General features: G+C 68.0%; 26 protein-coding genes. 20 read left to right on the top strand and 6 right to left on the bottom strand.

The window, feature by feature from the left end; translation table 11 throughout:
- Window position 1 precedes the first annotated feature (1 nt).
- Complete coding sequence (locus SBI80_RS22915) at window positions 2-706, bottom strand: TetR/AcrR family transcriptional regulator (protein WP_318977139.1); 705 nt, start codon at window positions 704-706, stop codon at window positions 2-4.
- An 86-nt stretch (window positions 707-792) separates the two neighbouring features.
- On the opposite strand from SBI80_RS22915, the gene SBI80_RS22920 reads away from it, so the two are divergent.
- From SBI80_RS22920 to deoC, 6 genes are all read left to right on the top strand, one after another.
- Entirely contained in the window at window positions 793-2,121 is a 1,329-nt protein-coding gene (locus SBI80_RS22920) for a DUF445 domain-containing protein (protein ID WP_318977140.1), read from the top strand.
- Window positions 2,122-2,221: 100 nt separating this feature from the next.
- Window positions 2,222-2,623: a helix-turn-helix domain-containing protein gene (locus tag SBI80_RS22925; protein ID WP_318977141.1), complete on the top strand. Its 402-nt coding sequence runs from the start codon at window positions 2,222-2,224 to the stop codon at window positions 2,621-2,623.
- A 59-nt stretch (window positions 2,624-2,682) separates the two neighbouring features.
- Window positions 2,683-3,291 carry a heparin-binding hemagglutinin gene (locus SBI80_RS22930; protein ID WP_318977142.1) on the top strand — a complete coding sequence of 203 codons (609 nt, stop codon included), beginning with the start codon at window positions 2,683-2,685 and terminating at the stop codon, window positions 3,289-3,291.
- A gap of 66 nt (window positions 3,292-3,357) precedes the next feature.
- Window positions 3,358-3,639, top strand: coding sequence for a DUF2516 family protein (locus SBI80_RS22935; protein WP_318977237.1), 282 nt, complete (start codon window positions 3,358-3,360; stop codon window positions 3,637-3,639).
- Between the two features lie 4 nt (window positions 3,640-3,643).
- Complete coding sequence (locus tag SBI80_RS22940; protein WP_318977143.1) at window positions 3,644-4,066, top strand: DUF2599 domain-containing protein; 423 nt, start codon at window positions 3,644-3,646, stop codon at window positions 4,064-4,066.
- Window positions 4,066-4,746 carry a deoxyribose-phosphate aldolase gene (gene deoC, locus SBI80_RS22945; RefSeq protein WP_318977144.1) on the top strand — a complete coding sequence of 227 codons (681 nt, stop codon included), beginning with the start codon at window positions 4,066-4,068 and terminating at the stop codon, window positions 4,744-4,746. The genes SBI80_RS22940 and deoC overlap by 1 nt, the downstream gene beginning before the upstream one ends.
- Here deoC and SBI80_RS22950 read toward each other — a convergent pair.
- Genes SBI80_RS22950 through SBI80_RS22965 form a run of 4 tightly spaced genes read right to left on the bottom strand, consistent with a single transcriptional unit; the run spans window position 4,743 to window position 7,843 of the window.
- A complete protein-coding gene (locus SBI80_RS22950; protein WP_318977145.1) occupies window positions 4,743-5,681 on the bottom strand; it encodes an LmeA family phospholipid-binding protein in 939 nt (312 codons plus the stop codon). The two genes, deoC and SBI80_RS22950, sit on opposite strands and share 4 nt — an antisense overlap.
- 15 nt (window positions 5,682-5,696) lie before the next feature.
- Complete coding sequence (locus SBI80_RS22955) at window positions 5,697-6,521, bottom strand: carbon-nitrogen hydrolase family protein (protein ID WP_318977146.1); 825 nt, start codon at window positions 6,519-6,521, stop codon at window positions 5,697-5,699.
- 25 nt (window positions 6,522-6,546) lie between these two features.
- Window positions 6,547-7,314, bottom strand: coding sequence for a class I SAM-dependent methyltransferase (locus SBI80_RS22960; RefSeq protein ID WP_318977147.1), 768 nt, complete (start codon window positions 7,312-7,314; stop codon window positions 6,547-6,549).
- Between the two features lie 22 nt (window positions 7,315-7,336).
- A complete protein-coding gene (locus SBI80_RS22965; RefSeq protein WP_318977148.1) occupies window positions 7,337-7,843 on the bottom strand; it encodes a DUF2505 domain-containing protein in 507 nt (168 codons plus the stop codon).
- A gap of 26 nt (window positions 7,844-7,869) precedes the next feature.
- Here SBI80_RS22965 and SBI80_RS22970 point away from each other — a divergent pair, with 26 nt between their 5' ends.
- Both SBI80_RS22970 and SBI80_RS22975 read left to right on the top strand, forming a co-directional pair.
- Window positions 7,870-8,946 (top strand): UDP-N-acetylmuramate dehydrogenase, encoded by a 1,077-nt coding sequence (locus SBI80_RS22970; protein ID WP_318977149.1) that lies wholly within the window; start codon window positions 7,870-7,872, stop codon window positions 8,944-8,946.
- Between the two features lie 15 nt (window positions 8,947-8,961).
- A complete protein-coding gene (locus SBI80_RS22975; protein WP_318977150.1) occupies window positions 8,962-10,284 on the top strand; it encodes a L,D-transpeptidase in 1,323 nt (440 codons plus the stop codon).
- On the opposite strand, the gene SBI80_RS22980 is transcribed toward SBI80_RS22975, so the two are convergent.
- The gene (locus SBI80_RS22980) at window positions 10,262-11,020 is read right to left on the bottom strand and encodes an SDR family NAD(P)-dependent oxidoreductase (RefSeq protein WP_318977151.1); all 759 of its coding nucleotides are present in this window, start codon (window positions 11,018-11,020) and stop codon (window positions 10,262-10,264) included. The genes SBI80_RS22975 and SBI80_RS22980 overlap by 23 nt on opposite strands.
- Window positions 11,021-11,250: 230 nt before the next feature.
- On the opposite strand from SBI80_RS22980, the gene SBI80_RS22985 reads away from it, so the two are divergent.
- From SBI80_RS22985 to SBI80_RS23040, 12 genes are all read left to right on the top strand, one after another.
- Entirely contained in the window at window positions 11,251-12,495 is a 1,245-nt protein-coding gene (locus tag SBI80_RS22985) for an ROK family protein (protein WP_318977238.1), read from the top strand.
- Window positions 12,496-12,551: 56 nt separating this feature from the next.
- Window positions 12,552-13,832 carry a D-inositol-3-phosphate glycosyltransferase gene (gene mshA / locus SBI80_RS22990; RefSeq protein WP_318977152.1) on the top strand — a complete coding sequence of 427 codons (1,281 nt, stop codon included), beginning with the start codon at window positions 12,552-12,554 and terminating at the stop codon, window positions 13,830-13,832.
- Window positions 13,829-14,344 carry a type III secretion system chaperone family protein gene (locus SBI80_RS22995; RefSeq protein ID WP_318977153.1) on the top strand — a complete coding sequence of 172 codons (516 nt, stop codon included), beginning with the start codon at window positions 13,829-13,831 and terminating at the stop codon, window positions 14,342-14,344. Before mshA ends, SBI80_RS22995 begins: the two co-directional genes overlap by 4 nt.
- A gap of 23 nt (window positions 14,345-14,367) precedes the next feature.
- Window positions 14,368-15,108, top strand: a complete 741-nt coding sequence (locus SBI80_RS23000; RefSeq protein WP_318977154.1) for a phosphoglyceromutase — start codon at window positions 14,368-14,370, stop codon at window positions 15,106-15,108.
- Between the two features lie 138 nt (window positions 15,109-15,246).
- Complete coding sequence (locus SBI80_RS23005; RefSeq protein ID WP_318977155.1) at window positions 15,247-16,434, top strand: sensor histidine kinase; 1,188 nt, start codon at window positions 15,247-15,249, stop codon at window positions 16,432-16,434.
- A gap of 52 nt (window positions 16,435-16,486) precedes the next feature.
- Window positions 16,487-17,173 carry a two-component sensory transduction protein RegX gene (regX, locus tag SBI80_RS23010; RefSeq protein ID WP_318977156.1) on the top strand — a complete coding sequence of 229 codons (687 nt, stop codon included), beginning with the start codon at window positions 16,487-16,489 and terminating at the stop codon, window positions 17,171-17,173.
- A 654-nt stretch (window positions 17,174-17,827) separates the two neighbouring features.
- Complete coding sequence (locus SBI80_RS23015; protein ID WP_318977157.1) at window positions 17,828-18,589, top strand: glycosyltransferase family 2 protein; 762 nt, start codon at window positions 17,828-17,830, stop codon at window positions 18,587-18,589.
- Between the two features lie 40 nt (window positions 18,590-18,629).
- A complete protein-coding gene (locus SBI80_RS23020; protein WP_318977158.1) occupies window positions 18,630-19,688 on the top strand; it encodes a glycosyltransferase family 2 protein in 1,059 nt (352 codons plus the stop codon).
- Window positions 19,685-20,062 carry a hypothetical protein gene (locus SBI80_RS23025; RefSeq protein ID WP_318977159.1) on the top strand — a complete coding sequence of 126 codons (378 nt, stop codon included), beginning with the start codon at window positions 19,685-19,687 and terminating at the stop codon, window positions 20,060-20,062. The genes SBI80_RS23020 and SBI80_RS23025 overlap by 4 nt, the downstream gene beginning before the upstream one ends.
- Window positions 20,062-21,345 (top strand): methyltransferase domain-containing protein, encoded by a 1,284-nt coding sequence (locus SBI80_RS23030; protein ID WP_318977239.1) that lies wholly within the window; start codon window positions 20,062-20,064, stop codon window positions 21,343-21,345. The genes SBI80_RS23025 and SBI80_RS23030 overlap by 1 nt, the downstream gene beginning before the upstream one ends.
- Complete coding sequence (locus SBI80_RS23035; RefSeq protein ID WP_318977160.1) at window positions 21,342-22,139, top strand: glycosyltransferase family protein; 798 nt, start codon at window positions 21,342-21,344, stop codon at window positions 22,137-22,139. Before SBI80_RS23030 ends, SBI80_RS23035 begins: the two co-directional genes overlap by 4 nt.
- Window positions 22,136-22,849, top strand: coding sequence for a PIG-L deacetylase family protein (locus SBI80_RS23040; RefSeq protein WP_318977161.1), 714 nt, complete (start codon window positions 22,136-22,138; stop codon window positions 22,847-22,849). Before SBI80_RS23035 ends, SBI80_RS23040 begins: the two co-directional genes overlap by 4 nt.
- Window position 22,850: the final 1 nt, after the last annotated feature.

The raw sequence follows: 22,850 nt of genomic DNA on the forward strand, positions 1-22,850 counted from the left end.
GTTAGTCAAGCAGGTGCGGGGGCAGCGACGGGGACGGATGGGGCGCCGAGTTGAAGCTCTGCAGCGAGCCGCCGACTTCGACGATGCCCCGCAGCGCGTTCCACGACAGCATCGTCAGGTAGTCGATCAGCTCGTCGGCCGTCATCCGCGGATTCGACATCCAGGAGTGCGTCGCCAACTGCACGCCGCCGACGATCATGAACGCCCACGGGTTGGCCCCCCGGGTGTCCATGCCGACCGAGGCCATCCGCCGGCGCAGCATGACGCCGAGCATGCGGGCGATGATCTCCTCGGACTCGGCGACGGCCTTGCTCTTGCTCGCCGAGCTGTTGGCCATCACGAACGGGTAGATCTCCGGCTCGGCGGCCACCGTGGCCACGTAGACGCGGATGATCTCGCGAGTCAGGTCGTACCCGTCGAGGTTCGACGTCAGTGCCGCGGCCATGTTGGGAATCAGGGTGGTCTGCGCAAACCGCATCATCACCGCGGTGGTCAGGTCGTTCTTGTCGACGAAGTATCGGTACAGCACCGTCTTGGAGACGCCGATCTCCGCGGCGATCTCGTCCATGCTCACGTTGCTACCGCGTTGTCGGATGGCGTCGAGCGTGCCGTCGACGAGCTCGTTGCGCCGATCTACTTTGTGCTGGTGCCAGCGCCGTTTGCGCCCGTCGGTCTTCGCCGGCTCGGCCGGGGTTTGCTGTGCCACTTCCGCCGCTTTCCGTTCCCTCGTTCCCGACGATGATACGGCCGCAAACGCCACCCGCCTCGTCGGATGACGCTGCCCCGGCCGCGATGAAGGATGATGGAGACGTGTCGAACACCCCCGCCTCTGGCCAGCGGTCGAGCTTCGCAGAATCGTTCGCCGGCGTCGATTCCGCCGCGGACGCCGAGCGTCGCCGCGGACTGCGCAGGATGAAGGCCGTCGCGCTGAGCTTCCTCCTCGGTGCAACGGTGATCTTCCTGTTCTCGACGTGGGCGCAGTCCCATGGCGCCCCGGGCTGGGTCGGCTACGTCCGGGCGGCGGCCGAGGCCGGAATGGTGGGCGCCCTGGCCGACTGGTTCGCGGTCACGGCTCTGTTCAAGCATCCGCTGGGCCTTCCCATTCCGCATACCGCGATCATCAAGCGCAAGAAGGACCAACTCGGTGAGGGGCTGGGCACCTTCGTCCGCGAGAACTTCATGTCGCCCGAGGTCGTCGAGACCAAGCTGCGCGAGGCCGCCGTCGCCGACCGGCTGGGCAAGTGGCTCGCCGAACCGGTCAATGCCGAGCGCGTCGCCGCCGAGGCGTCGACCGTGCTGCGGGTGGTCGTCGAGATGCTGCGCGACGAGGACGTCCAGGCGGTGCTGGACCGGATGATCGTCAAGCGGGTCGCCCAACCGCAGTGGGGTCCGCCAGTGGGCCGGGTGCTGTCGAGCCTGCTGGAGGAACATCGGCAGGAAGCGCTGCTGCAGCTGTTGGCCGACCGTGCCTTCGAGTGGTCGCTTGGCGCCGACGAGATCATCGAGCGCGTGATCGAACGCGACTCCCCGACGTGGACGCCGCGGTGGGTGGACAGCCTCGTCGGGGACCGCATCCATCGCGAGCTGATGGACTTCACCGACAAGGTGCGCCGCAATCCCGACCACGAACTCCGCCGGTCGGCCACCAAGTTCCTGTTCGAGTTCGCCGAGGACCTGCAGAACGACGAGGCGACGATCGCGCGCGCCGAGAAGGTCAAGGACCAGATCATGGCCCGCGACGAGGTATCCAAGGCCGCCGAGACCGCCTGGACCGCTGCCAAGCGCATCTTCCTGGAATCCGTCGACGATCCGAACTCGACGCTGCGCACCCGGATCGCCGACTCGGTGGTCAACATCGGGGAGTCGCTGCGCGACGACGCCAACCTGCGCGACAAGGTCGACAACTGGATCGTGCGGGCTGCTCAGCACCTGGTTTCGCAATATGGGACCGAGATCACAGCGATCATCACCGAGACCATCGAGCGCTGGGACGCCGACGAGGCGAGCCGGCGAATCGAGCTCCACGTGGGTCGGGACCTGCAGTTCATCCGCATCAACGGCACGGTGGTCGGGTCGCTGGCCGGTCTGGTCATCTACACCGTCGCCCAGCTGTTGTTCTGATCGGACCGGCCAAACGCTAACAAGTGCTTGCTATAGCTAGCACTCCGTCCTATGGTGGTGTTCGAAGCAATCGGATACCCGACGCAGGAGTGGGGTGAACATGTCGCAGGACGAGAAATTGGCCGCGGTCGTGTCCATCGCTGCACAGGACATCGGAAGCTTCATCCGTAGCCAGCGCGAAGCTGCGCAGGTTTCGGTGCGGCAGTTGGCCGAGAAGGCCGGCGTCAGCAATCCCTACCTCAGCCAGATCGAGCGGGGATTGCGCAAGCCATCCGCGGAGGTGCTCAACCAGATCGCCAAGGCGCTCCGGGTCTCCGCGGACGTGCTCTACGTCAGGGCAGGACTTCTCGAACCCAGCGAGCCGAGCGAGGTCCGCGACGCCATCGTCATGGACACCGCGATCACCGAGCGGCAGAAGCAGGTGCTGCTCGACATCTACACCTCGTTCTGCGAGCAGAACGAGGCCTTGACCGACGTAGATGGGGAGCCAGCCACTGACTGAGATCCGACCATCTGCTGATTAGCCAATCCGAATACAAGGTTCGAAGGGAACGAAACATCATGGCCGAGAAGACCCAGCCCACCGTCGACGACCTGAAGGCTCCGTTGCTCGCTGCCGTCGGCGCCGCCGATCTCGCACTTGCCACCGTCAACGAGATCGTGGCCAGCCTGCGCGAGCGTGCCGAAGAAGCCCGCACCGACGCAACGGCGCGTGCCGAGGAGCGCCGGGCCCAGCTGACCAAGCTGCAGGAAGAGCTGCCGTCGCAGGTCGCCGAGCTGCGCGAGAAGCTCAGCTCCGACGAGCTGCGCAAGGCCGCCGAGGGCTACGCCGAGGCGGCGACCGCGCAGTACAACAAGCTCGTCGAGCGTGGCGAGGAGGCGCTGGCGCGGTTGCGCAGCCAGCCGGCGCTGGAAGAGGCCGCCAACCGCGTCGAGAGCGTCACCGACCAGGCCGTCGAGCTGACCCAAGATGCGCTCGGCACCGTCGCCACCCAGACCCGCGCGGTCGGTGAGCGGGCCGCCAAGCTGGTCGGCGTCGAGCTGCCCAAGAAGACCGAGCAGGCCGCCGCCCCGGTGAAGAAGGCTGCGGCCAAGGCCCCGGCCAAGAAGGCGCCCGCCAAGAAGGCCCCCGCCAAGAAGGCGCCGGCCAAGAAGGTGACGCAGAAGTAACGGCACCGATCCCGCCGAGAGGCGGAGTCGACTGAGGGGACGTAACCCGCCTAGGCTTGGAGCGTGATGCTTCAGGACTTGGCGAGTTACGTCCTCTTCGCCATTCAGGTGGGCGTTTTGCTGGCGGGGCTGTACGCGTTCGTCCACGCCGCGCTGCAGCGCACCGACGCCTATACCGCCGCGGAGAAGCTCAGCAAGCCCATCTGGCTCGCCATCCTCGGGGGTACCGCCCTGGTGGGGATCTTCCTTCCGCCGCCGGTCGGTTCGGCCATCGCGGCCTGCGCCGTTGGCATCTACCTCGTCGACGTCCGGCCCAAGATCCTCGAAGTCCAGGGAAAGTCCCGCTGACTCGATGTCGCGACTCCCCGCGAGACTCGGCGCCGCCATCGCATCGGTCGTCGTCCTGACTTGCACGGCCAATACCCCGGCGTCCGCCGACCCGGTCCCACCCGCGCCGTACGTCGATCATGCCGAGTGGGCGCACTGGGGCGATCTGTCGAGCCTGCGCGTGTATCCCACCCCGGCCGGTCGGGCGGCGGCACGTCAACTCAACGACACGGGTGCAGCCGACGAGGCCTGGAGCGAGGTGAAGGCCCTGGATCCCGACGCCGACACCCCCGGCATGCGCGCGCAGTTCCTGTGCCACTGGGCATTCGCCGAGATCGTCCAACCCGGCAAGACGAGCTGGAATCTCGAACCGTGGCGGCCCGTGGTCGACGACCAGACGATGGTGGATACCCGGTGCAACCCCGGCGGCAGCGAGGAGCCCTTCTGATGTCGATCTGGACCAGGGAACTGGTGGCCTCGATGGTCGACCACACCCTGCTCAAGCCGGAGGCCACCGCGGTCGACGTGGCCGCGCTGGTGGAGGAGGCGAACGCGCTCGGGGTCTACGCCGTGTGCGTGTCGCCGTCGATGGTGCCCGCGGCGGTCCGCACTGGCTCGCTGGGCGTGGTGATCGCGACGGTCGCGGGGTTCCCGTCCGGCAAGCACCTTCCGGAGATCAAGGCCCGCGAAGCGACGCTCGCCGTCGCGGCGGGTGCCGACGAGGTCGACATGGTGATCGACGTCGGTGCGGCCGTCGCCGGGGATCTGGACGCCGTGCGTCACGACATCGAGGCGGTGCGCGCCGCGGTGCCGAACACCGTGCTCAAGGTCATCGTCGAGTCCGCCGCGCTACTCGATCTGGCCGGTGAGCAGACCCTGGTGGACGTCTGCCGGATAGCGGCCGACGCCGACGCCGAGTTCGTCAAGACCTCGACCGGCTTCCATCCCGCGGGCGGGGCCACGGTCCGGGCCGTCGAACTCATGGTGGCCACCGTCGGGCCCGCCGTCGAGGTCAAGGCCAGCGGCGGCATCCGCACGGCTGCCGCCGCCGTGGCGATGCTCGAGGCGGGGGCTACCCGGCTCGGGCTGTCGGCCACGGGCGCGGTGCTAGACGGTCTGGAGTTCTAGAGACCGCTGTTGCAGGGTTCTTCCTGGCCGCTCGGGATCGTCGCGTCGTGTGCCGAGAGCTTGGTGATGACGCCAGTGTCGGTGACCTGAACGCTGTCGGCCTGAAGGGCCAGCGGCGAGTTCTTGGTCAGCTGCGAGCTGACCGCGTCGAGTGCCGGCTGCACGGCCTCCCGCGGCAGCGTGAAGCCCAGACCCGTCAGCTGCTGAACCTGCAGCGACAGTTCGTTGTCGACGATCTGCGGCTTGGTGACGATGCTGCCGATCGGGCCCTGGATGGTGACCGTGCCATCTGCCGCGCTCGTCGTGACACCGCTGACCAGGCCGCCGAGCAGCGGGATGGCGTTCTGGACGGTCTGCTTCATGCCTTCGGTCGACCACGTGGCGGTGACGTTCAGCGAGCCCAGGGTGCCCTGGGAGCTGGGGTCCTTCGCGGGGCGCGCGTCGTCGAGGTCGATCTCGACCTTCATGCCCTTCATGTCGCGGATCTGATTGCCGGCGGAGGTGATCGATACGTTGCCGTAGTGGTCGGTCGCCCACTGGTACAGGAACGGGGGGAAGGCGCCGAAGGACACGGTGACGTCATCCTGTAGGACGCACTTCATCGTTGCCTCGACGATCGCGGCTCCCCGCTGCCTGGCGTAGATCTCGCCGCCAACGAGGCCGGCCGCGCAGACCGCGAGCACGATGACGAAGACGAGCACGATCGAGAGCGGGTCGCGGATCAGCCGCCCGAGCTTGCTCCCTGAGGATTCCTCGGCTTCCTCAGGGGGGCCCGTCGGTGAGCCCTGGGTCGGATACCCCTGAGGGGGTGGACCCTGCGGTGGCCCCTGCGGCGGCCCGGCGTACTGCGGTCCAGCGGGGTGCTCCGGCTGGGGTTGGTACGACGGTGTCGGTTGCTGTGCGGGGCGGGCCCACGGATCGGAGGGGTCGGTCACCCCAGCGATTGTGCCCTACTGGAGGCGAGCGAACTCGGCGCGGTTGCGGAGCACGGCGATGGCGTCGCGGGCCTTCTCGACCGAATCAAGGTCGACGTCGACGACCAGGAGCTGCGGATCCGGTCCCGCCGCCGCGATCACGTCTGCGGTGGGTGAGCTGACCAGGCTGCCTCCGACGCCGGTCGGTCCGACGGCGGCGACCTCGTCACCCGGGTAGGCCTGACCGACGGCGGCGACGACGCTGGTGCAGTCCAGCGCGCGAGCCCGCGCCAGCAGCGTCCACTGCTCGAGCTTGCCCGGCCCCGAACCCCACGATGCGTGCACGGTGACGAGTTCGGCCCCGCGCTGCGCGAGCTCGACGAACAGTTCGGGGAAGCGGATGTCATAACAGGTGGTCAGGCCGATCGCGACCCCATCGACGGTGATGATCGTCGGCTCGAAACCTGGTGCTACCGTTCGCGATTCGGTGAATCCGAACGCGTCGTAGAGGTAGATCTTGTGATAGTGCGCCTCGACGCCGGGGCCGGTCGCCACCAGGGTGTTGGTGACCCGGCCGTCGTCGCTGGAAGCTGCATTGCTCCTCCCGTCCGCAGGGCAGAACATCCCGGCCACGACGACGATGCCGGACCGCTCTGCGATCGCGCGCACCCCGGTGGCCCACGGGCCGTCGAGCGGCTCGGCGACCGGCTTGAGCGGTACCCCGAAGCGGCACATGGTGGCCTCGGGGAAGAGCACGATGCGTGCGCCCGCGTCGGCCGCGCGGGCGGTGTAGTCCGCGACGAGGTCGAGGTTGGCGGCGGGGTCGGTGCCACTCTGGATCTGCGCCAAGGCAATCCGCATGCCGAGAGCTTAGTGCGATCCGGTGCTAGACGGGAGCGACCGCCGACCACGGGACAGACAGCACGCCGTCCCGCAGGCGCCGCCGAGGGGGCTCGACGGGATACCCGTCGGCCGCCAGCGACTCCAGCATCGCCCGCCACCGCACCCGCGGTCCGAACACGCCGTGTCCCGCGGCGGCTGCCCACGCCCGATCGGCCGCCGTCAGCAGCCGGTGGATCGGCTGACCTGGCACGTTGTGGTGGATCAGCACCTTCGGTAACCGCTCGGCGAGATCGGACGGCCGTTCGACGGCGAACGGGTCGCACACGAGGGTCAGGCTGACCGGTCCCGCCTCGTCGAGGAGCACCCAGCAGCAGCGTCGGCCCAGCTCGTCACAGGTGCCGTCGACGATCAGCCCGCCGGGTGCCAACCGCGTCCTCATCTGCGTCCACGCCTCGGCGACGTCGTCGACGTGATACTGCCGCAGCACGTTGAACGCGCGCACCAGGATGGGTTGCAGGCCAGCCAGTTCGAACCCGCCGAGGCCGAATTCGACGCCGTCGCGAGCGGGCACCACCCGATCGGGGTGGATCTCCAGCCCGACCACGCGGACGTCGGGTCGCACCGTGCGCAGTCGTGCGGCCAGCTCCAGCGTCGTGATGGGCAGCGCGCCGTAGCCCAGGTCGACCACCAGCGGTGCGGCCGCCGCGAGCAGCGTGGCCCGCACTTGCGGCGCGTGCACCAGCCAGCGGTCGCTGCGGCGCAACCGGTTGTAGCCGGTCGTACCCCGGGTGAGCTGCCCAAGCGGCGACATCCCCTGGGACTCTAGTGCCGGATCAGGCGTTCTCCCTGATCCACGCCGTGGTGAAGTGCTGTTCGGCGATCAGCAGCTCGACCAGCTGGCTGCCGACGAAGTTCTCCACCTTGCCGCCGACGAGCGGGATGCGCACCTCGACGGTGGCCTTCAGCTTCAGCTGGGACCCCGCACCGGCCGGCAGCAGCACCGCGGAGCCCGACAGCATCGCCGGGGCGCCGGGGATCGACCCCTTCACCGTCGCGGTGGCCCGCCCGTCGGTGACCGCCGTCCAGGTCTCCTCGCGCACGAAGCTCAGATCCCCGCGATGGAACTGGGCAACCACCCCGGGCAGCCTGTCGGCGCGCAGCGTTTGGGTGGTGACGACGTCGACCCCGCCCTCGGAGCCGGCGGACATCGTGTCCAGGGACACCATGTCGGCCCCGGATTGGGCGAGGCGCTGCAGCCAGTACCGCTCGTCGCCGAAGGCTCGGTGGATCTGTTCGACGGTGCCGTCGTACTCGGCTGCCATGTCGAAGGAACGCGGCATAGCCGTTCACGCTACCGTTACCGTCCGTGGTCGGTTCGGATATCGCGGGCGTTGCGATCGAGGTATCCGTGCCCGTCGCCCCGCTCACCACGCTGCGGGTGGGACCGGTTGCCGCCAGGATGTTGACCTGCCACTCCACCGACGAGGTGATCGGTGTCCTGCGCGAACTACCCGCCGACGATCCCACCGAGCGCACGCTGGTGCTGGCCGGCGGATCCAACGTGGTGCTGGCCGACGACCTGCCCGATCTGACGGTGGTCCGCATCGCCAACACCGAGATCACCGTCGAGGGCGACGTCGTCCGCGCCGAGGCGGGGGCGTCCTGGGACGACGTGGTAATCACGTCGCTGGCGCACGGGCTGGGTGGTCTGGAATGCCTATCCGGGATTCCGGGGTCGGCGGGTGCGACGCCGGTTCAGAACGTCGGCGCCTATGGCGTCGAGGTCGCCGACGTGATCAGCCGGGTCCGGCTGCTGGACCGCCGCACCGGTGACGTCCGCTGGGTGACGCCCGGGGACCTGGGCTTCGGCTACCGGACCAGCGTGCTGAAGAACTCGTCACGGGCCGTGGTGCTCGAGGTGGAGTTCGCGCTTCGGGGCGACGGGCTGAGCGCACCGCTTCGGTACGGCGAGCTGGCCAAGGCCCTTGGCGCCGAACCCGATTCGCGGCTCGAGTCGACCCGGGTTCGCCAGGAGGTGCTGGCCCTGCGAGCCGGCAAGGGGATGGTGCTGGCCACCGGCGCCGAGGACCCCGATCACGACACCTGGAGCGTCGGCTCGTTCTTCACCAACCCCGTGGTGTCGACCGCCGATCTCGACCGGATCCGGACCGAGGTCGCCGGGCCCGTCCCCAGCTACCCGGCCCCGGACGGGGTCAAGCTTGCCGCGGGCTGGCTGGTCGAGCGTGCGGGCTTCGGCAAGGGCTACCCGGGTGAGGCGTCGGCTGCCCGATTGTCGACCAAGCACGCCCTGGCTGTGACCAATCGGGGGTCGGCGACGACCGCGGACGTGTTGTCGCTGGCCAGGACGGTGCGAGACGGGGTGCGGAACGTCTTTGGGATCACGCTCGTACCAGAGCCGATTCTGGTTGGCTGCGCGTTCTAGGTACCGTGTGTACACGTGACCCTCAATCGGCGCCAGGCGCTGACCGCAATCGCCGTGGGCGCCTCCGGCGTGCTCGCTGCGTGCAGCGGTAGGTCCTCGACCAGCCAGCCCAACGCCACCGAGGCCCCCGCCAAGGCCGAGGTCGCCTTCAAGCCCGCCACCGGTGCCTCCAACGTCGCCCCCAACGACCGCGTCGGCGTCGAGGTGAAGAACGGCTGGTTGCAGCGCGTCGCGTTGACCAACCCCGAGGGCAAGGCCGTCGCCGGCGCCATCAGCGGCGACCGCACGTCCTTCAGCACCTCCGAGCCGCTCGGCTACGGCGTGAAGTACACCTGGAGCGGCTCGGCGGTGGGCAAGGACGGCAAGGCCGTCCCGCTGACCGGATCGTTCACGACGGTCAACCCGCAAACTCAGGTCAACGGCCAGTTCCAGCTCGCCGACGGACAGGTGGTCGGCGTCGCTGCGCCCATCATCATGCAGTTCGACGCGTCCATCGGCGACGACGCGAAACCCGCCGTGGAACGCGCCCTCGTCGTGACCACCACCCCGCCCGTGGAGGGCAGCTGGGCCTGGTTGCCCGACGAGGTGGGTGGATCCCGCCTGCACTGGCGCACCAAGGACTACTACCCGGCGGGCACCAAGGTCCACGTCGACGCCCGGCTCTACGGCGTTCCCTTTGGCGAGGGTGCCTTCGGCGCCGCCGACTCGACCCTCGACATCGAGATCGGCCGCCGTCAGGTGGTCAAGGCCGAGGCGTCGTCGCACCAGATCGAGGTCATCACCGACGCCGGCGTCATCATGACCCTGCCGTGCAGTTACGGCGAGGCCGACCTGCCGCGCAACGTGACCCGCAGCGGCATCCACGTCGTCACCGAGAAGTACGAGGACTTCTACATGTCCAACCCGGCGGCCGGCTACACCAATGCCCACGAGCGGTTCGCGGTGCGCATCTCGAACAACGGCGAGTTCATCCACGCCAACCCGTCGAGCGCGGGCGCGCAGGGCAACTCCAACGTCACCAACGGCTGCATCAACCTGTCGACCTCGGATGCCCAGCAGTACTTCAACACCGCGATCTACGGCGACCCCGTCGAGGTCACCGGCACGTCGATCCAGCTGTCCTACGCCGACGGTGACATCTGGGACTGGGCGGTCAGCTGGGACGACTGGAAGGCGATGTCGGCCCTGAATCAGGACACCCCGCCGCAGAACGTCCCGAGCAGTGCGCCGGCCACCCCGACCGACGCGCCGACGCTGTCGGGTACCCCGACCACGACGCCGCCCAGTCAGGTGACCGTCAGCCCCAGCTCCAGCCCTACTCCGAATCCGGGCGGGTGAACTTGCGGGTCGCCGAGGCCTGATCGCGCGGCCTGATCACGATGTGGTCGAGGTTGACGTGCGACGGCCGCGACGCCACGAATCCGATGACCTCGGCGACGTCGGCGGCGACCAGCGGCGTCATGCCGCGATAGACCGCGTCGGCTCGGTCCCGATCGCCGCCGAAGCGCACGACGGAGAACTCGGTTTCGACCATGCCCGGCGCAATCTCGGTGAGGCGCACCGGTTTTCCCAGCAACTCGCCGCGCAGAGTCTGGTGCAGCGCGGCCTGCGCGTGCTTGGCGGAGGTGTATCCGGCTCCGCCGTCGTAGATCTCGAAGGCCGCGATCGAGGTGACGGTCACGATCAGGCCGTCGCCCGAGGCGATCAGCTTGGGCAGCAGTGCCCTGGTCAGCCGCAACGTGCCCAGCACGTTGGTCTCCCACATCCAGCGCCAGTCATCGAGGTCGGCGTCGGCAACCGACTGCACACCCTTGGCGCCGCCCGCGTTGTTCACCAGGACGTCGACGCGGTCCAGGCTCGCCGCCAGAGCCTCCACGGCCTCGGAGTCTGTGACGTCGGCCACAACCGCGGTGCCGTCGATCTCGGCTGCCAGGGCCTCGATGCGGTCCTGGCGACGAGCCACGCATACGACGTGAAAGCCAAGTCCAGCAAGGGTTTTCGCAGTTGCCTCGCCGATGCCGGAGCTGGCTCCGGTGACCACGGCTACCGGTCGGAAGGATTCGTGTGCGGTCATTCCGCCAACATTAGTTGGCGTGCTAAGTTCTCAACGTGTCCGCAGGTCAGCTTTCGCGCATCACCGCACTTCGTGCGTGTTGTTGTCGTTGTCGCCGCTGCCTCGCCTGACTGAACCCCGGACACCTTCGTCCCGCTGAGTCGCCAGGCGTGGTCAACACCCACCAGCCGACTTCAACGAAGGACACCCCCGTGAGCGCCCCCGCCATCATCCGTCAGACCCCCTCCTCGATCTCCACCGCACACGCCAAGCGCGCGCTGCTTGCCCGCCACCGCATCGTGGCCCCGTCGCTGCGGGTGGCCGAGGCCGCCGCGGCATCGGTGTTCGGCGCGGCCCGGCAGCGCGGACCGATTGCCCGCGACGTCATTGCCCGCACCACCGGCCTGAGCATCGCCACCGTGAACCGCCAGGTAACGGCCCTGTTGGAGGCCGGTGTGCTGCGTGAGCGCGCCGACCTGGCCGTTTCCGGCGCCATCGGCAGGCCGCGGGTGCCGGTCGAGGTCAACCACGAGCCGTTCCTCACCCTCGGCATCCACATCGGCGCCAAGACCACCAGCATCGTGGCCACCGACCTCTTCGGCCGCACGCTGGACGTGGTCGAGATGCCGACCCCGCGGGGTGGGCAGAACTCGGCGTTGGCAGCCCTTGCCGGCAGTGCCAGCCGCTACCTGAGCCGGTGGCACCGCCGCACTCCGCTGTGGGTGGGCGTGGCCGCCGGCGGCGTCGTCGACAGCGCCACCGGACACCTCGACCACGCGCGGCTGGGCTGGACCGATGCGCCCGTCGGCCCCGTGCTGGCCGAGACCCTCGCCCTACCGGTCTCGATGGCCTCGCACGTCGATGCGATGGCCGGCGCGGAATTGCTGCTCGGGGCCCGCCGGCTCGGCACCGCCGGTGCGGCGCCGGTGTCGACGAGCCTGTACGTCTACGCCCGCGAGACCGTCGGCTACGCGTTGTCGATCGGCGGCCGGGTGCATTCGCCCACCAGCGGCCCCGGCACCATCGCGGCGCTGCCCGTGACGTCCGAATTGCTGGGGGGCACGGGACAATTGGAATCCACCGTCAGTGACGAGGCGGTGCTGACCGCCGCCCGCCGGCAGCGGATCGTGCCCGCCGAGGGCCCGTCGTCGACCATTGCGGCGGTACTGCGCGCGGCGCGGCAGGGCAACCAGGCCGCCATCGACCTCCTCGATGAGCGGGCGCGCGTGCTGGGGGAGGCCATCGCACTGCTGCGCGACATGCTCAACCCCGACGACCTCGTCGTCGGCGGCCAGGCCTTCACGGAATACCCCGAGGGCATGGCTAGGGTCCAGCAGGCCTATCGGGAACGCTCGGTGCTTGCGCCGCGGGACATCCGGCTGACCTCGTTCGGCAATCGCGTGCAGGAGGCCGGCGCCGGGATGGTCTCACTGGGCGGCCTCTATGCCGACCCGATCGCCGCGATGCGGCGCGCGGTCCAGGACAAGACCGCCTGACGCCGTCCGACCAGGGCAGCAGTCGGGCCCGAACGACCCGGTGTCAGTATGGGGACGTGCGCATAGCCGTCTTGTCGGTCCATACCTCCCCCCTGGCTCAGCCGGGGACCGGCGACGCGGGCGGGATGAACGTCTACGTCCTGCAGACCGCGCTCGAGCTCGCCAGGCGCGGTGTCGAGGTGGAGATCTTCACCAGGGCGACCACCTCGGCCGACGCTCCGGTGGTGCGGGTCGCGCCAGGCGTGCTGGTCCGCAACGTGGTGGCGGGGCCATTCGAGGGGCTCGACAAGCACGACCTGCCGACGCAGTTGTGTGCCTTCACCGCCGGCGTCTTGCGCGCCGAGGCCACCCACGAACCCGGCTACTACGACGTCGTCCATTCGCACTACTGGCTGTCGGGGCAGGTCGGCTGGCTGACCCGGGACCGGTGGGCGGTTCCCCTGGTGCACACCGCCCACACGCTCGCGGCGGTGAAGAACGCCTCCCTGGCCGTTGGTGACACCCCGGAGCCGCCGATGCGCGCCGTCGGTGAGCAGCAGGTCGTCGACGAGGCGGACCGCTTGATCGTCAACACCGAATACGAAGCCCAGCAGTTGGTTTCCCTGCACCACGCAGACCCGGACCGCATCGACGTCGTGCATCCCGGCGTGGACCTGACGGTGTTCGGTCCAGGAGACCAGGGCCGGGCCCGCCAGGCACTCGGGGTGGCCGCAGACGAACGGGTGATCGCGTTCGTCGGCCGCATCCAGCCACTCAAGGCGCCCGACGTGTTGCTGCGCGCGGCGGCCAAACTGCCGGGGGTGCGCGTGCTGATCGCCGGCGGACCATCGGGTTCGGGCCTTGCCAATCCGGACGGGTTGGTTCGGCTGGCCGACGACCTGGGTATCAGCGACCGTGTGACGTTCCTACCGCCCCAGAGCCGCGAGCAACTCGTCGACGTGTACCGCGCCGCCGACATCGTGGCGATTCCCAGCCATGCCGAGTCGTTCGGGCTGGTCGCCGTCGAAGCGCAGGCCTGCGGCACCCCGGTCGTCGCGGCCGCGGTCGGCGGGCTTCCCGTCGCGGTGCGCGACGGCGTCAGTGGTGTGCTGGTGGGGAGCCACGACCCGGACGACTGGGCCTCGGCGATGGGTGGGCTGCTGGCTCGGGGGCCCGAGACCATGCGGGCGGCCGCCATCGAACACGCCTCGACGTTCTCCTGGTCGCACACCGTCGACGCGTTGCTCGCCAGCTATGGCCGGGCGATCACCGACTACCGCGGCGCCCATCAGCGCGCCGAGGGGCCGGCGCGACGCAACGGCCGCCGCTTCTCGATCCGGCGGGGCGTGCGGGCATGAGCGCGCTGGAGATCATCGAGAACACGCTCAGGGAATCCGATCTCGAGTACGACTTCCACCACGGGGTGGACGGCGCCCCGTCGGGCATCGTCGTGCAGGTGCCCGGTGAGCGCAGGCTCATCACCAACACGATCCTGACCGTCGGCGACCACTCGGTGCGCATCGAGGCGTTCATCTGCCGCAAGCCCGACGAGGACTTCGAGAAGGTCTACCGCTACCTGCTGCGCCGCAATCGCCGGCTGTTCGGCGTCGCCTACACCCTCGACAACCTCGGGGACATCTACCTGGTCGGCCGCATTGCGCTGGAATCGGTGACGCCGCACGTCATCGACGGCATCCTCGGCCAGATCCTGCAGGCCGTCGAGTCGGACTTCAACATGTTGTTGGAGTTGGGCTTTCACTCCTCGATCCAGAAGGAGTGGGACTGGCGGGTGTCGCGCGGCGAGTCGCTGAAGAACCTGCGCGCGTTCGAGCACCTGATCGACGACCGGGACGACGAGGACGACATCTAGGCGCGCGTGGCAAGATCGTCACCATGGCGACTCTGGTGCTGCTCCGTCACGGCGAGAGCGAATGGAACGCGCTGAACCTCTTCACCGGTTGGGTTGACGTCAACCTCACCGACAAGGGGCGCGCTGAGGCGGTCCGCGGCGGTGAGCTGATGAAGTCCGAGGGCGTGCTGCCCGACGTGCTGTACACGTCATTGCTGCGCCGGGCGATCAACACCGCGAACCTGGCGCTGGACGCCGCCGACCGACACTGGATTCCCGTCACCAGGGACTGGCGGCTCAACGAACGCCACTACGGCGCGCTGCAGGGGCTAGACAAGGCCGAGACGAAGGCCAAGTACGGCGAGGAGCAGTTCATGGCCTGGCGCCGCAGCTACGACACCCCGCCGCCGCCCATCGAGAAGGGCAGCGAGTTCAGCCAGGACGCCGATCCCCGCTATGCCGACATCGACGGTGGTCCCCTGACCGAGTGTCTGGCCGACGTCGTCGCGCGCTTCGTCCCCTACTTCACCGGCACCATCGTGCCGGACCTGCAGGCGGGCAAGACGGTGCTCGTCGCCGCGCACGGCAACTCCTTGCGGGCGTTGGTGAAGTACCTCGACGGCATGTCCGACGAGGACGTCGTCGGCCTCAACATTCCGACTGGCATCCCGCTGGTCTACGAACTCGACGAGGCGTTGCAGCCGACGGTCCCCGGCGGCCGGTACCTGGACCCGGACGCCGCCGCTGCCGGTGCGGCCGCGGTCGCCGCGCAAGGGGCGAAGTAGCCGGCCGGACACCCTCCAGGCGAACGGCAGGTGAACTGCGGTGAACGGAGCCCGAACTCCTGTGTTTGCCTCTGTGACATGTCCGGTTTTGGCCGCACGCTGCTGGGATGACGTTCACTCACTGCGTACGATTTTCGCGTGAGTGTGGTAGCGGCGCTGCTGTTGGTGGCACTCGTTTCCCTTCTCGCCGTTGCGCTCGGCGTGTGGATCGGACTGTCGCTGGCCCCCCGGATCGCCGCGCGCCGTCAGCGCAGGTCGGTCGACCAGGACGGCATCACCGTCTCACAGATGCTGACGAACATCGTGGGGTTGTCGCCCGTGGGCACCGTGGTCGTCGACACCTACCGCGACGTCGTCTACATGAACGACAAGGCACGCGAGCTCGGTCTGGTGCGTGACCGGTTGCTCGACGACCGGGCTTGGGCGGCAGCCCAGCGCACGCTCGCCACGGGCCTGGACGTGGACTTCGACCTGGCGCCGGTGCGGCGTCAAAACCCGGGTCGCTCGGGCATTTCCGTCGGCGGTCACGTGCGCCTGCTGAGTGAGGACGATCGCCGGTTCGCCGTGGTCTACGTCGACGACCAGTCCGAGCACGCCAGGATGGAGGCCACCCGCCGGGACTTCGTGGCCAACGTCAGTCACGAACTCAAGACGCCGGTAGGTGCCATGGGCGTACTGGCCGAGGCATTGCTCGCCTCGGCCGATGATCCCGAGACCGTGATCCGGTTCGCCGAGATGATGGTGACCGAGTCCAACCGGCTGGCCAACATGGTCGGCGAGCTCATCGAACTGTCCCGCCTCCAAGGGGCCGAACCGCTTCCGGACCTCGAGTCCGTCGACGTCGACTCCGTGGTCGGTGAGGCGCTGTCGCGGTACAAGGTCGCCGCCGACAACGCCGACATCGAGATCACCACCGACGCACCTACCGGGTTCCACGTACTGGGGGATCAACCCCTGTTGGTGACCGCCATCGCAAACCTGGTTTCGAATGCAATCGCCTACTCGCCCAAGGGTTCTCCGGTGTCGATCAGCCGGCGTAGGCGCGGCGACAACATCGAGATCGCGGTCACTGATCGCGGGATCGGCATCGCGCGCGCCGACCAGGAGCGCGTCTTCGAGAGATTCTTCCGCGTCGACACGGCGCGGTCCCGAGCCACCGGAGGTACCGGGCTCGGATTGGCCATCGTCAAGCACGTGGCGGCCAATCACAACGGATCCATCCGGCTGTGGAGTCAGCCCGGTACCGGTTCGACGTTCACCTTGTCGATCCCGGCCCATCCCGAACCCGACGACGAGTCGGATGACCGAGAGGACCAAGAGTTCTGATGACCAGTGTGTTGATCGTCGAGGATGCCCTTACGGAAGGGACGAGATAGTCATGACCAGTGTGTTGATCGTCGAGGATGAAGAGTCGTTGGCAGACCCGCTGGCGTTCCTGCTGCGCAAGGAGGGCTTCGAGGCCACGGTCGTCACCGACGGACCGTCCGCGCTCGCGGAATTCGAGCGCGCCGGTGCGGACATCGTCCTGCTGGACCTGATGCTGCCCGGCATGAGCGGTACCGACGTCTGCAAGCAGCTGCGCTCGCGTTCCAGCGTGCCGGTGATCATGGTGACCGCGCGCGATAGCGAGATCGACAAGGTGGTCGGGCTGGAACTGGGCGCCGACGACTACGTCACCAAACCGTACTCAGCGCGCGAGTTGATCGCGCGCATCCGGGCGGTGTTGCGCCGCGGCGCCGACACCGACGACTCGGGCGTCGGCGATGGCGTGCTCGAGGCCGGGCCGGTCCGGATGGACGTCGAGCGCCACATCGTGTCGGTCAACGGTGAGTCGATCACGTTGCCGCTCAAGGAGTTCGACCTGCTGGAGTACCTCATGCGCAACAGTGGCCGGGTGCTCACCCGTGGCCAGTTGATTGACCGCGTGTGGGGTGCCGACTACGTCGGCGACACGAAGACCCTCGACGTCCACGTCAAGCGCCTGCGCAGCAAGATCGAGGGCGACCCGGCAAACCCGATTCACCTCGTCACGGTGCGCGGGCTGGGTTACAAGCTCGAGGGCTGACCTAGCGGCCCGGTAGGGCCCGCCGTCTCGACCCGACCTCATCGGGCGCCTCCGTGCGTTCCGATACTCCTGATCTCCGCCTCCTGGTGGCTTCGTCGTGCCCGCATGCGGGCGCCCCGCTGCGATCGGTGGTGCCCGCGCATGTCAGCGGCCCCCAATGTCTTTGCCAAGAATGCCACGGCGACGGCTTTGCTGCTGGCTCATCCAGCCCAAGCGAGGCCCACAACTGTGATTCCCGTCTCTATTTCACAATCCAAAATACATTGCTAGATCTGCAAGTACATGTCGAAAACGGCCAGCTAAGCTGATGTCAGCGAATTGATACCAAAGGTATAACACCAGTTGAAAGTGGCTTTAGAGCTTAACTGGCGAACGAATACGACCTAGAAGGCCCAGAGGTTGCGTGTGCCGCCAGGAAGGTCTCAAACTTTGCTTGCGAGGGTGCAGAGCCGGTGGTAGCGTCCCCTGAGTTCAGTCAGCAACGTTCGTGACGAAGTGGTCACAGCGAAGTTCGACCAACTTGCGCTCGTGGATGACCCCGTGGTTTCGGGTGGTCTGCGGAGGCTCCCCCCGGCGTGCGCCGGACCGTGAGTGCCCACCAGGCAGAACTGGAGTTGCTTCATGACCGACATCTCGTCCGCGAACGGACACCGCATGACATCGGGTGCACTCCCCGCCGACTTTGAGGTGGAGATGAGCGAGTTGGTGGCAACCCCCATCGATACCCGGCACCGGATCCCGCAACCTCCTGCGGTGTCGTTCGTCAGCTTGGTGATTCCGGTGCGAAACGAGGCGCGCAACATCGCGTGGGTGCTCGAGCAGGTCACCGATGACGTCGACGAGATCATCCTGGTCGACGGCAATTCCACCGACGCCACCCTGATCACCGCCCTCAGCGCCCGTCCGGACGTCAAGGTCGTGGCCCAGGAGGGGACGGGCAAGGGCAGCGCACTTCGCACTGGGTTCCGCGCCGCCACTGGCGACGTGATCGTCATGATGGATGCCGACGGCAGCATGGCGCCCCAGGAGATCCTGCACTTCATCCACTTCCTGGGCAACGGCTACGACTTCGTCAAGGGATCGCGATTCTTGTGCGGCGGCGGCTCGTTGGACATCACGCCGTTCCGCCGGCTCGGCAATAAGTTCCTGATGTCGGTGTTCAACAACCTGTACGACTCCGAGGTGACCGACCTCTGCTACGGGTTCTGCGCCTTCAAGCGTCAATACCTCGACCTGCTCGAACTGTCTTCGACAGGCTTCGAAATCGAGTCCGAGATGGTGGTTCGGGCCATGCAGGCCGGCCTCCGCGTCGCCGAGGTGCCGAGCATGGAGATGCCCCGCCGCCATGGTGAGTCCAACCTGAACGCGATCCGCGATGGCGTCCGCGTGCTGCGCACGCTGGTCCGGCTGCGCTGACCTTCCGCGAACCATCACCACGACGCCAGAACCGACGACGATGACTCGGTCCATTCCGCCAAGCCCCGAACGCGCCAGGGGGTCCGTCGACGACCTGCCCGGCGGTGAGTACCGCGCGATCACCTGCCGCGCCCGCGGCATGGACGGCGATACACCCGCCACCGTGCAGAGCATGTCGGTGGTCATCTGCGCCTACACCGTTCGTCGATGGGAAGACCTCTGCCGCGCAGTCGATTCCGTGCTCGCCGACTCCGACGAACGACTCGACGTCATCGTGGTGGTGGACCACTGCGACGAACTGCATCGGCTGGCCAAGGACCGCTTCGACGGCTTGGAACGAGTCGTGGTGTGCCGCAACGACCACGCCCGCGGGCTTTCGGGGGCCCGTAACAGCGGAGTGGCGATGGCCACCGGTGACGTGGTGGCCTTCGTAGACGACGACGCTGCGGTGGAGCCAGGCTGGGCGCGGATGCTGATGGCACACTATGCCGACCATCGGGTCGTCGCCGTGGGCGGTCATGCCACCCCGGTCTGGCCCGACGAGCGGCCGGGATGGATGCCGCGCGAGTTCGACTGGGTGGTCGGCTGCAGCTACGTGGGCCAACCGACAGAAGTGACCACGGTACGAAATCCGCTGGGCTGCAACATGTCAATTCGACGCGACGTACTCTCGCGGATCGGTGGATTTCGGTCGGAGGTGGGCCGGGTCGGTACGCGTCCGGTCGGCGGTGAGGAGACCGAGCTGTTCATCCGGCTCAGCGGGCGGATGCCGGCCGGCCGGGTGCTGCTGGAACCACGGGCCGCGGTCCGGCACTACGTCTCGAGGGACCGCACGACCGTGCGGTACTTCGTCCGCCGCTGCTACTACGAAGGCGTCTCGAAGGCGGTCGTCACCGAGCTCGCAGATCGACGCGGATCCCTGAACAGCGAACGGGATTACAGCCTGCGCGTGCTACCGCGCGCGGTGGTTCGCGAGTCGGTCTCGCTGAGTCCCGAGGGGTGGTCCCGGGCATCGATGGTGGTGGTTGGCCTGGTCGTCACGGCTGCCGGGTACGTGCGCGGCAAGGTGTCTCGAGGGTTTGGAGCCGCCGACTCATGACCGATCCCGCACCGAGCGCGCTGCGAATCCATGCCGTCGCACCGCCGCCCGACGTTCGCCAACGTGATGGGCTGCCGTGGTTCGGCGAAGTCTGGGCCGACGTCGTCGATCTCGCCATGGAGGATGCCGCGGCCGGTCGGGTCTCCACCCGGTGCTCACTGGAGGGGGTGGGTCGCCACGACGCGGCCCGTCTTCTGGTGCGGTCGGGCAACGGACCCCTCGGTGTGGTGGACGTCCCCGTCAGCGACGGTGCGGTGCACCTCGACGAACTCTGGTGCCGTCTGGAGGATCTGCGCCGCGGACCAGAAACCGTGGGCGGGCCCGCGAAGGTGGGCGAGGCGGGAATGTCGGCGACGAGGGGACCGGGTGAATGATGGCGTGCCGACTGTGTGACTCCGACCGGTTGGTCAGCGTGCTCGATCTGGGCGCCACACCGCCGTGCGAGACGTTCCTGACCGCCGAGGAACTCGACCTGCCGGAGGTCACCTACCCGCTGCACCTCCGGTTGTGCGAGGACTGCCTGCTGCTGCAGATTCCGGCGCTGATCACGCCGGAGGACACCTTCACCGAGTACGCGTACTTCTCGTCCTATTCCGACAGCTGGGTAGCGCATGCGCGCGAATTCGTCGCCGAAGCCACCGCGCGCGTCGGGCTGAACCGGGAGTCGTTCGTCGTCGAGGTGGCCAGCAACGACGGCTATCTCCTGCAGCACGTGGTGGGCGCCAAGATTCCCTGCCTTGGCATCGAACCGTCGGTGAACGTCGGTGCGGCCGCGCGTGATCGGGGCGTGCCGACGGTCTCGGCGTTCCTCGACGAGGCGCTGGCCGCCGAGGTCGTTGCGCAGCACGGGAGCGCCGACCTGGTGGTTGCCAACAACGTCTATGCGCACATCCCGGACCTGCTCGGCTTCACGCGGTCGCTGCGCGCCCTGATGGCCGACGACGGATGGTTGAGCATCGAGGTGCATCATGCACTGAACCTCGTCGCGCTCGGCCAGTTCGACACGATCTACCACGAACACTTCCAGTACTACACGGTGTTGTCCGCGATGCGGGCGCTGGCCACTGCGGGACTCGCCGTCGTCGACGTCGAATCCCTTCTGACACATGGTGGTTCGATTCGGCTCTGGGCCCGGCCCGAGGCCGTGGCCGGGAAACCGTCCGCTCGGGTGGCCGACGCGTTGCGCGTCGAGGAGCAGGCCGGGCTGCACCACGTCGACGGTTACCTCGGGCTGCGGCCTCGCACCGAGGCCATCCGGCACGACCTGCTTCGGTTCCTGCTTCAGTGCCGGGCCGAGGGCAAGCGGGTGGTCGGCTACGGCGCCCCTGGCAAGGGCAACACCCTGCTGAACTACTGCGGCATCCGGAACGATCTACTCGAGTACACGGTGGACCGAAACCCCTACAAGCACGGCAGATTCACGCCAGGTACCCGCATCCCGATCCACGACCCGGCGCAGCTCGCCAAGGATCAACCGGACGTCGTGGTGCTGCTGCCGTGGAATCTCGAGACCGAACTGACCGAACAGCTCGCCTACGTCGCGGAGTGGGGCGGTCAGTTGATGGTGCCCCTGCCGGTTCTGCACGTCGCAGATGGTTCACATTCGCACGATGACGGTGGCGGTCGGGTCACCGCCGAACAGGAGGCAATGTCATGAAGGTCGTTCTCTTCTGCGGTGGCTACGGAATGCGCATGCGGGACGGATCCGGCGAAGGGCTCCCCAAGCCGATGCAGATGGTGGGCCCGCGGCCGCTCATCTGGCACGTCATGCGCTACTACGCCCACTTCGGCCACAAGGAGTTCATCCTCTGCCTCGGTTACGGCGCGTCACACATCAAGAACTACTTCCTGACCTACCAGGAGGCGGCGTCCAACGACTTCGTCATGCGCGACGGCAAGGTCGAGTTGATGGGTTCCGACATCAGCGACTGGTCGATCACGTTCGTGGACACCGGAGTCGAGTCCGCGATCGGTGAGCGGCTGCGCCGGGTCCGCGACCATCTCGACGGTGACGAGTACTTCCTGGCGAACTACGCCGACGTGCTGACCGATGCCCCGCTGGACGACATGATCGTCGAATTCCGCGCCTCCGGAGCCGCGGCGTCGATGATGGTGGTGCCGCCGCAGCAGTCGTTCCACTGCGTCGACGTCAGCGAGGCGGGGGAGATCAAGGACATCACCCCGGTCTCGGAGTTGCCGATGTGGGAGAACGGCGGCTTCTTCGTGCTGAGCCAGGAGATCTTCGATCACCTTCCGCCCGGTGGCGACCTGGTTGCCGATGTCTGCGGCACGCTCGCGGGTGAGGGTCGGCTGTTCGGCTACCGCTACAAGGGATTCTGGAAGCCGACCGACACGTTCAAGGAACGCGCCGAACTCGACGCCGCCTACCAGCATGGCGATCGGCCGTGGATGCTCTGGGAGCGCCACGAAGACGTCGCACGGTCGGCATGATCGGGGTCCGCACCGGACCGCTCACCGAGATCGTCGTCGTCGGGGCGCACTGTGACGACATCGCGATCGGCATGGGGGGGACGCTGCTCACGCTGGCCAGGGAACACCCTGGCCTGCGGGTGCGGGCGCTGGTGCTCTCCGGTGCCGGCACCCCCCGCGAGGCCGAGGAGCGCTCGGCGATGGCCGCGTTCTGCCCAGGGGCCGACGTCGAGCTGACGGTAGGGGACCTGCCCGATGGTAGGGCCCCCGCGCACTGGGAGTCGGTCAAGGAGAGCCTGGCCGCGCTGCGGCGAACGTGCAAGCCGCAGTTGGTGTTCGGCCCGCAACGCCGAGACGCCCATCAGGACCATCGGTTGCTGGCCAAGCTGCTGCCCACCGAGTTCCGCGACGAGCTGATCCTGGGATACGAGATCCTCAAGTGGGAGAGCGACACCCCGGTGCCGTCGGTGCTGCATCCCCTGGCACCCGGTGTCGCCGAGGAGAAGGTGCGCCTGCTGCACGAGTACTACCCGTCGCAGATCGGTCGCGACTGGTTCGACGAACTGGCCTTCCTGGGCCTGAGCCGGCTGCGCGGCGTGCAATGCCACAGCCCGCACGCCGAGGCGTTCGTGGTGGAGAAGATGACCATCGATCTGCGCGCGGGCGGATGGGCAGCCGAGCAGGACGGCGCGTCGGGCGCAAGAACCGTTGTCAGACAGGGAGTCGACTAGC

Origin of the sequence: Mycolicibacterium sichuanense (assembly GCF_033741125.1) — a bacterium.
Lineage (GTDB): Bacteria > Actinomycetota > Actinomycetes > Mycobacteriales > Mycobacteriaceae > Mycobacterium.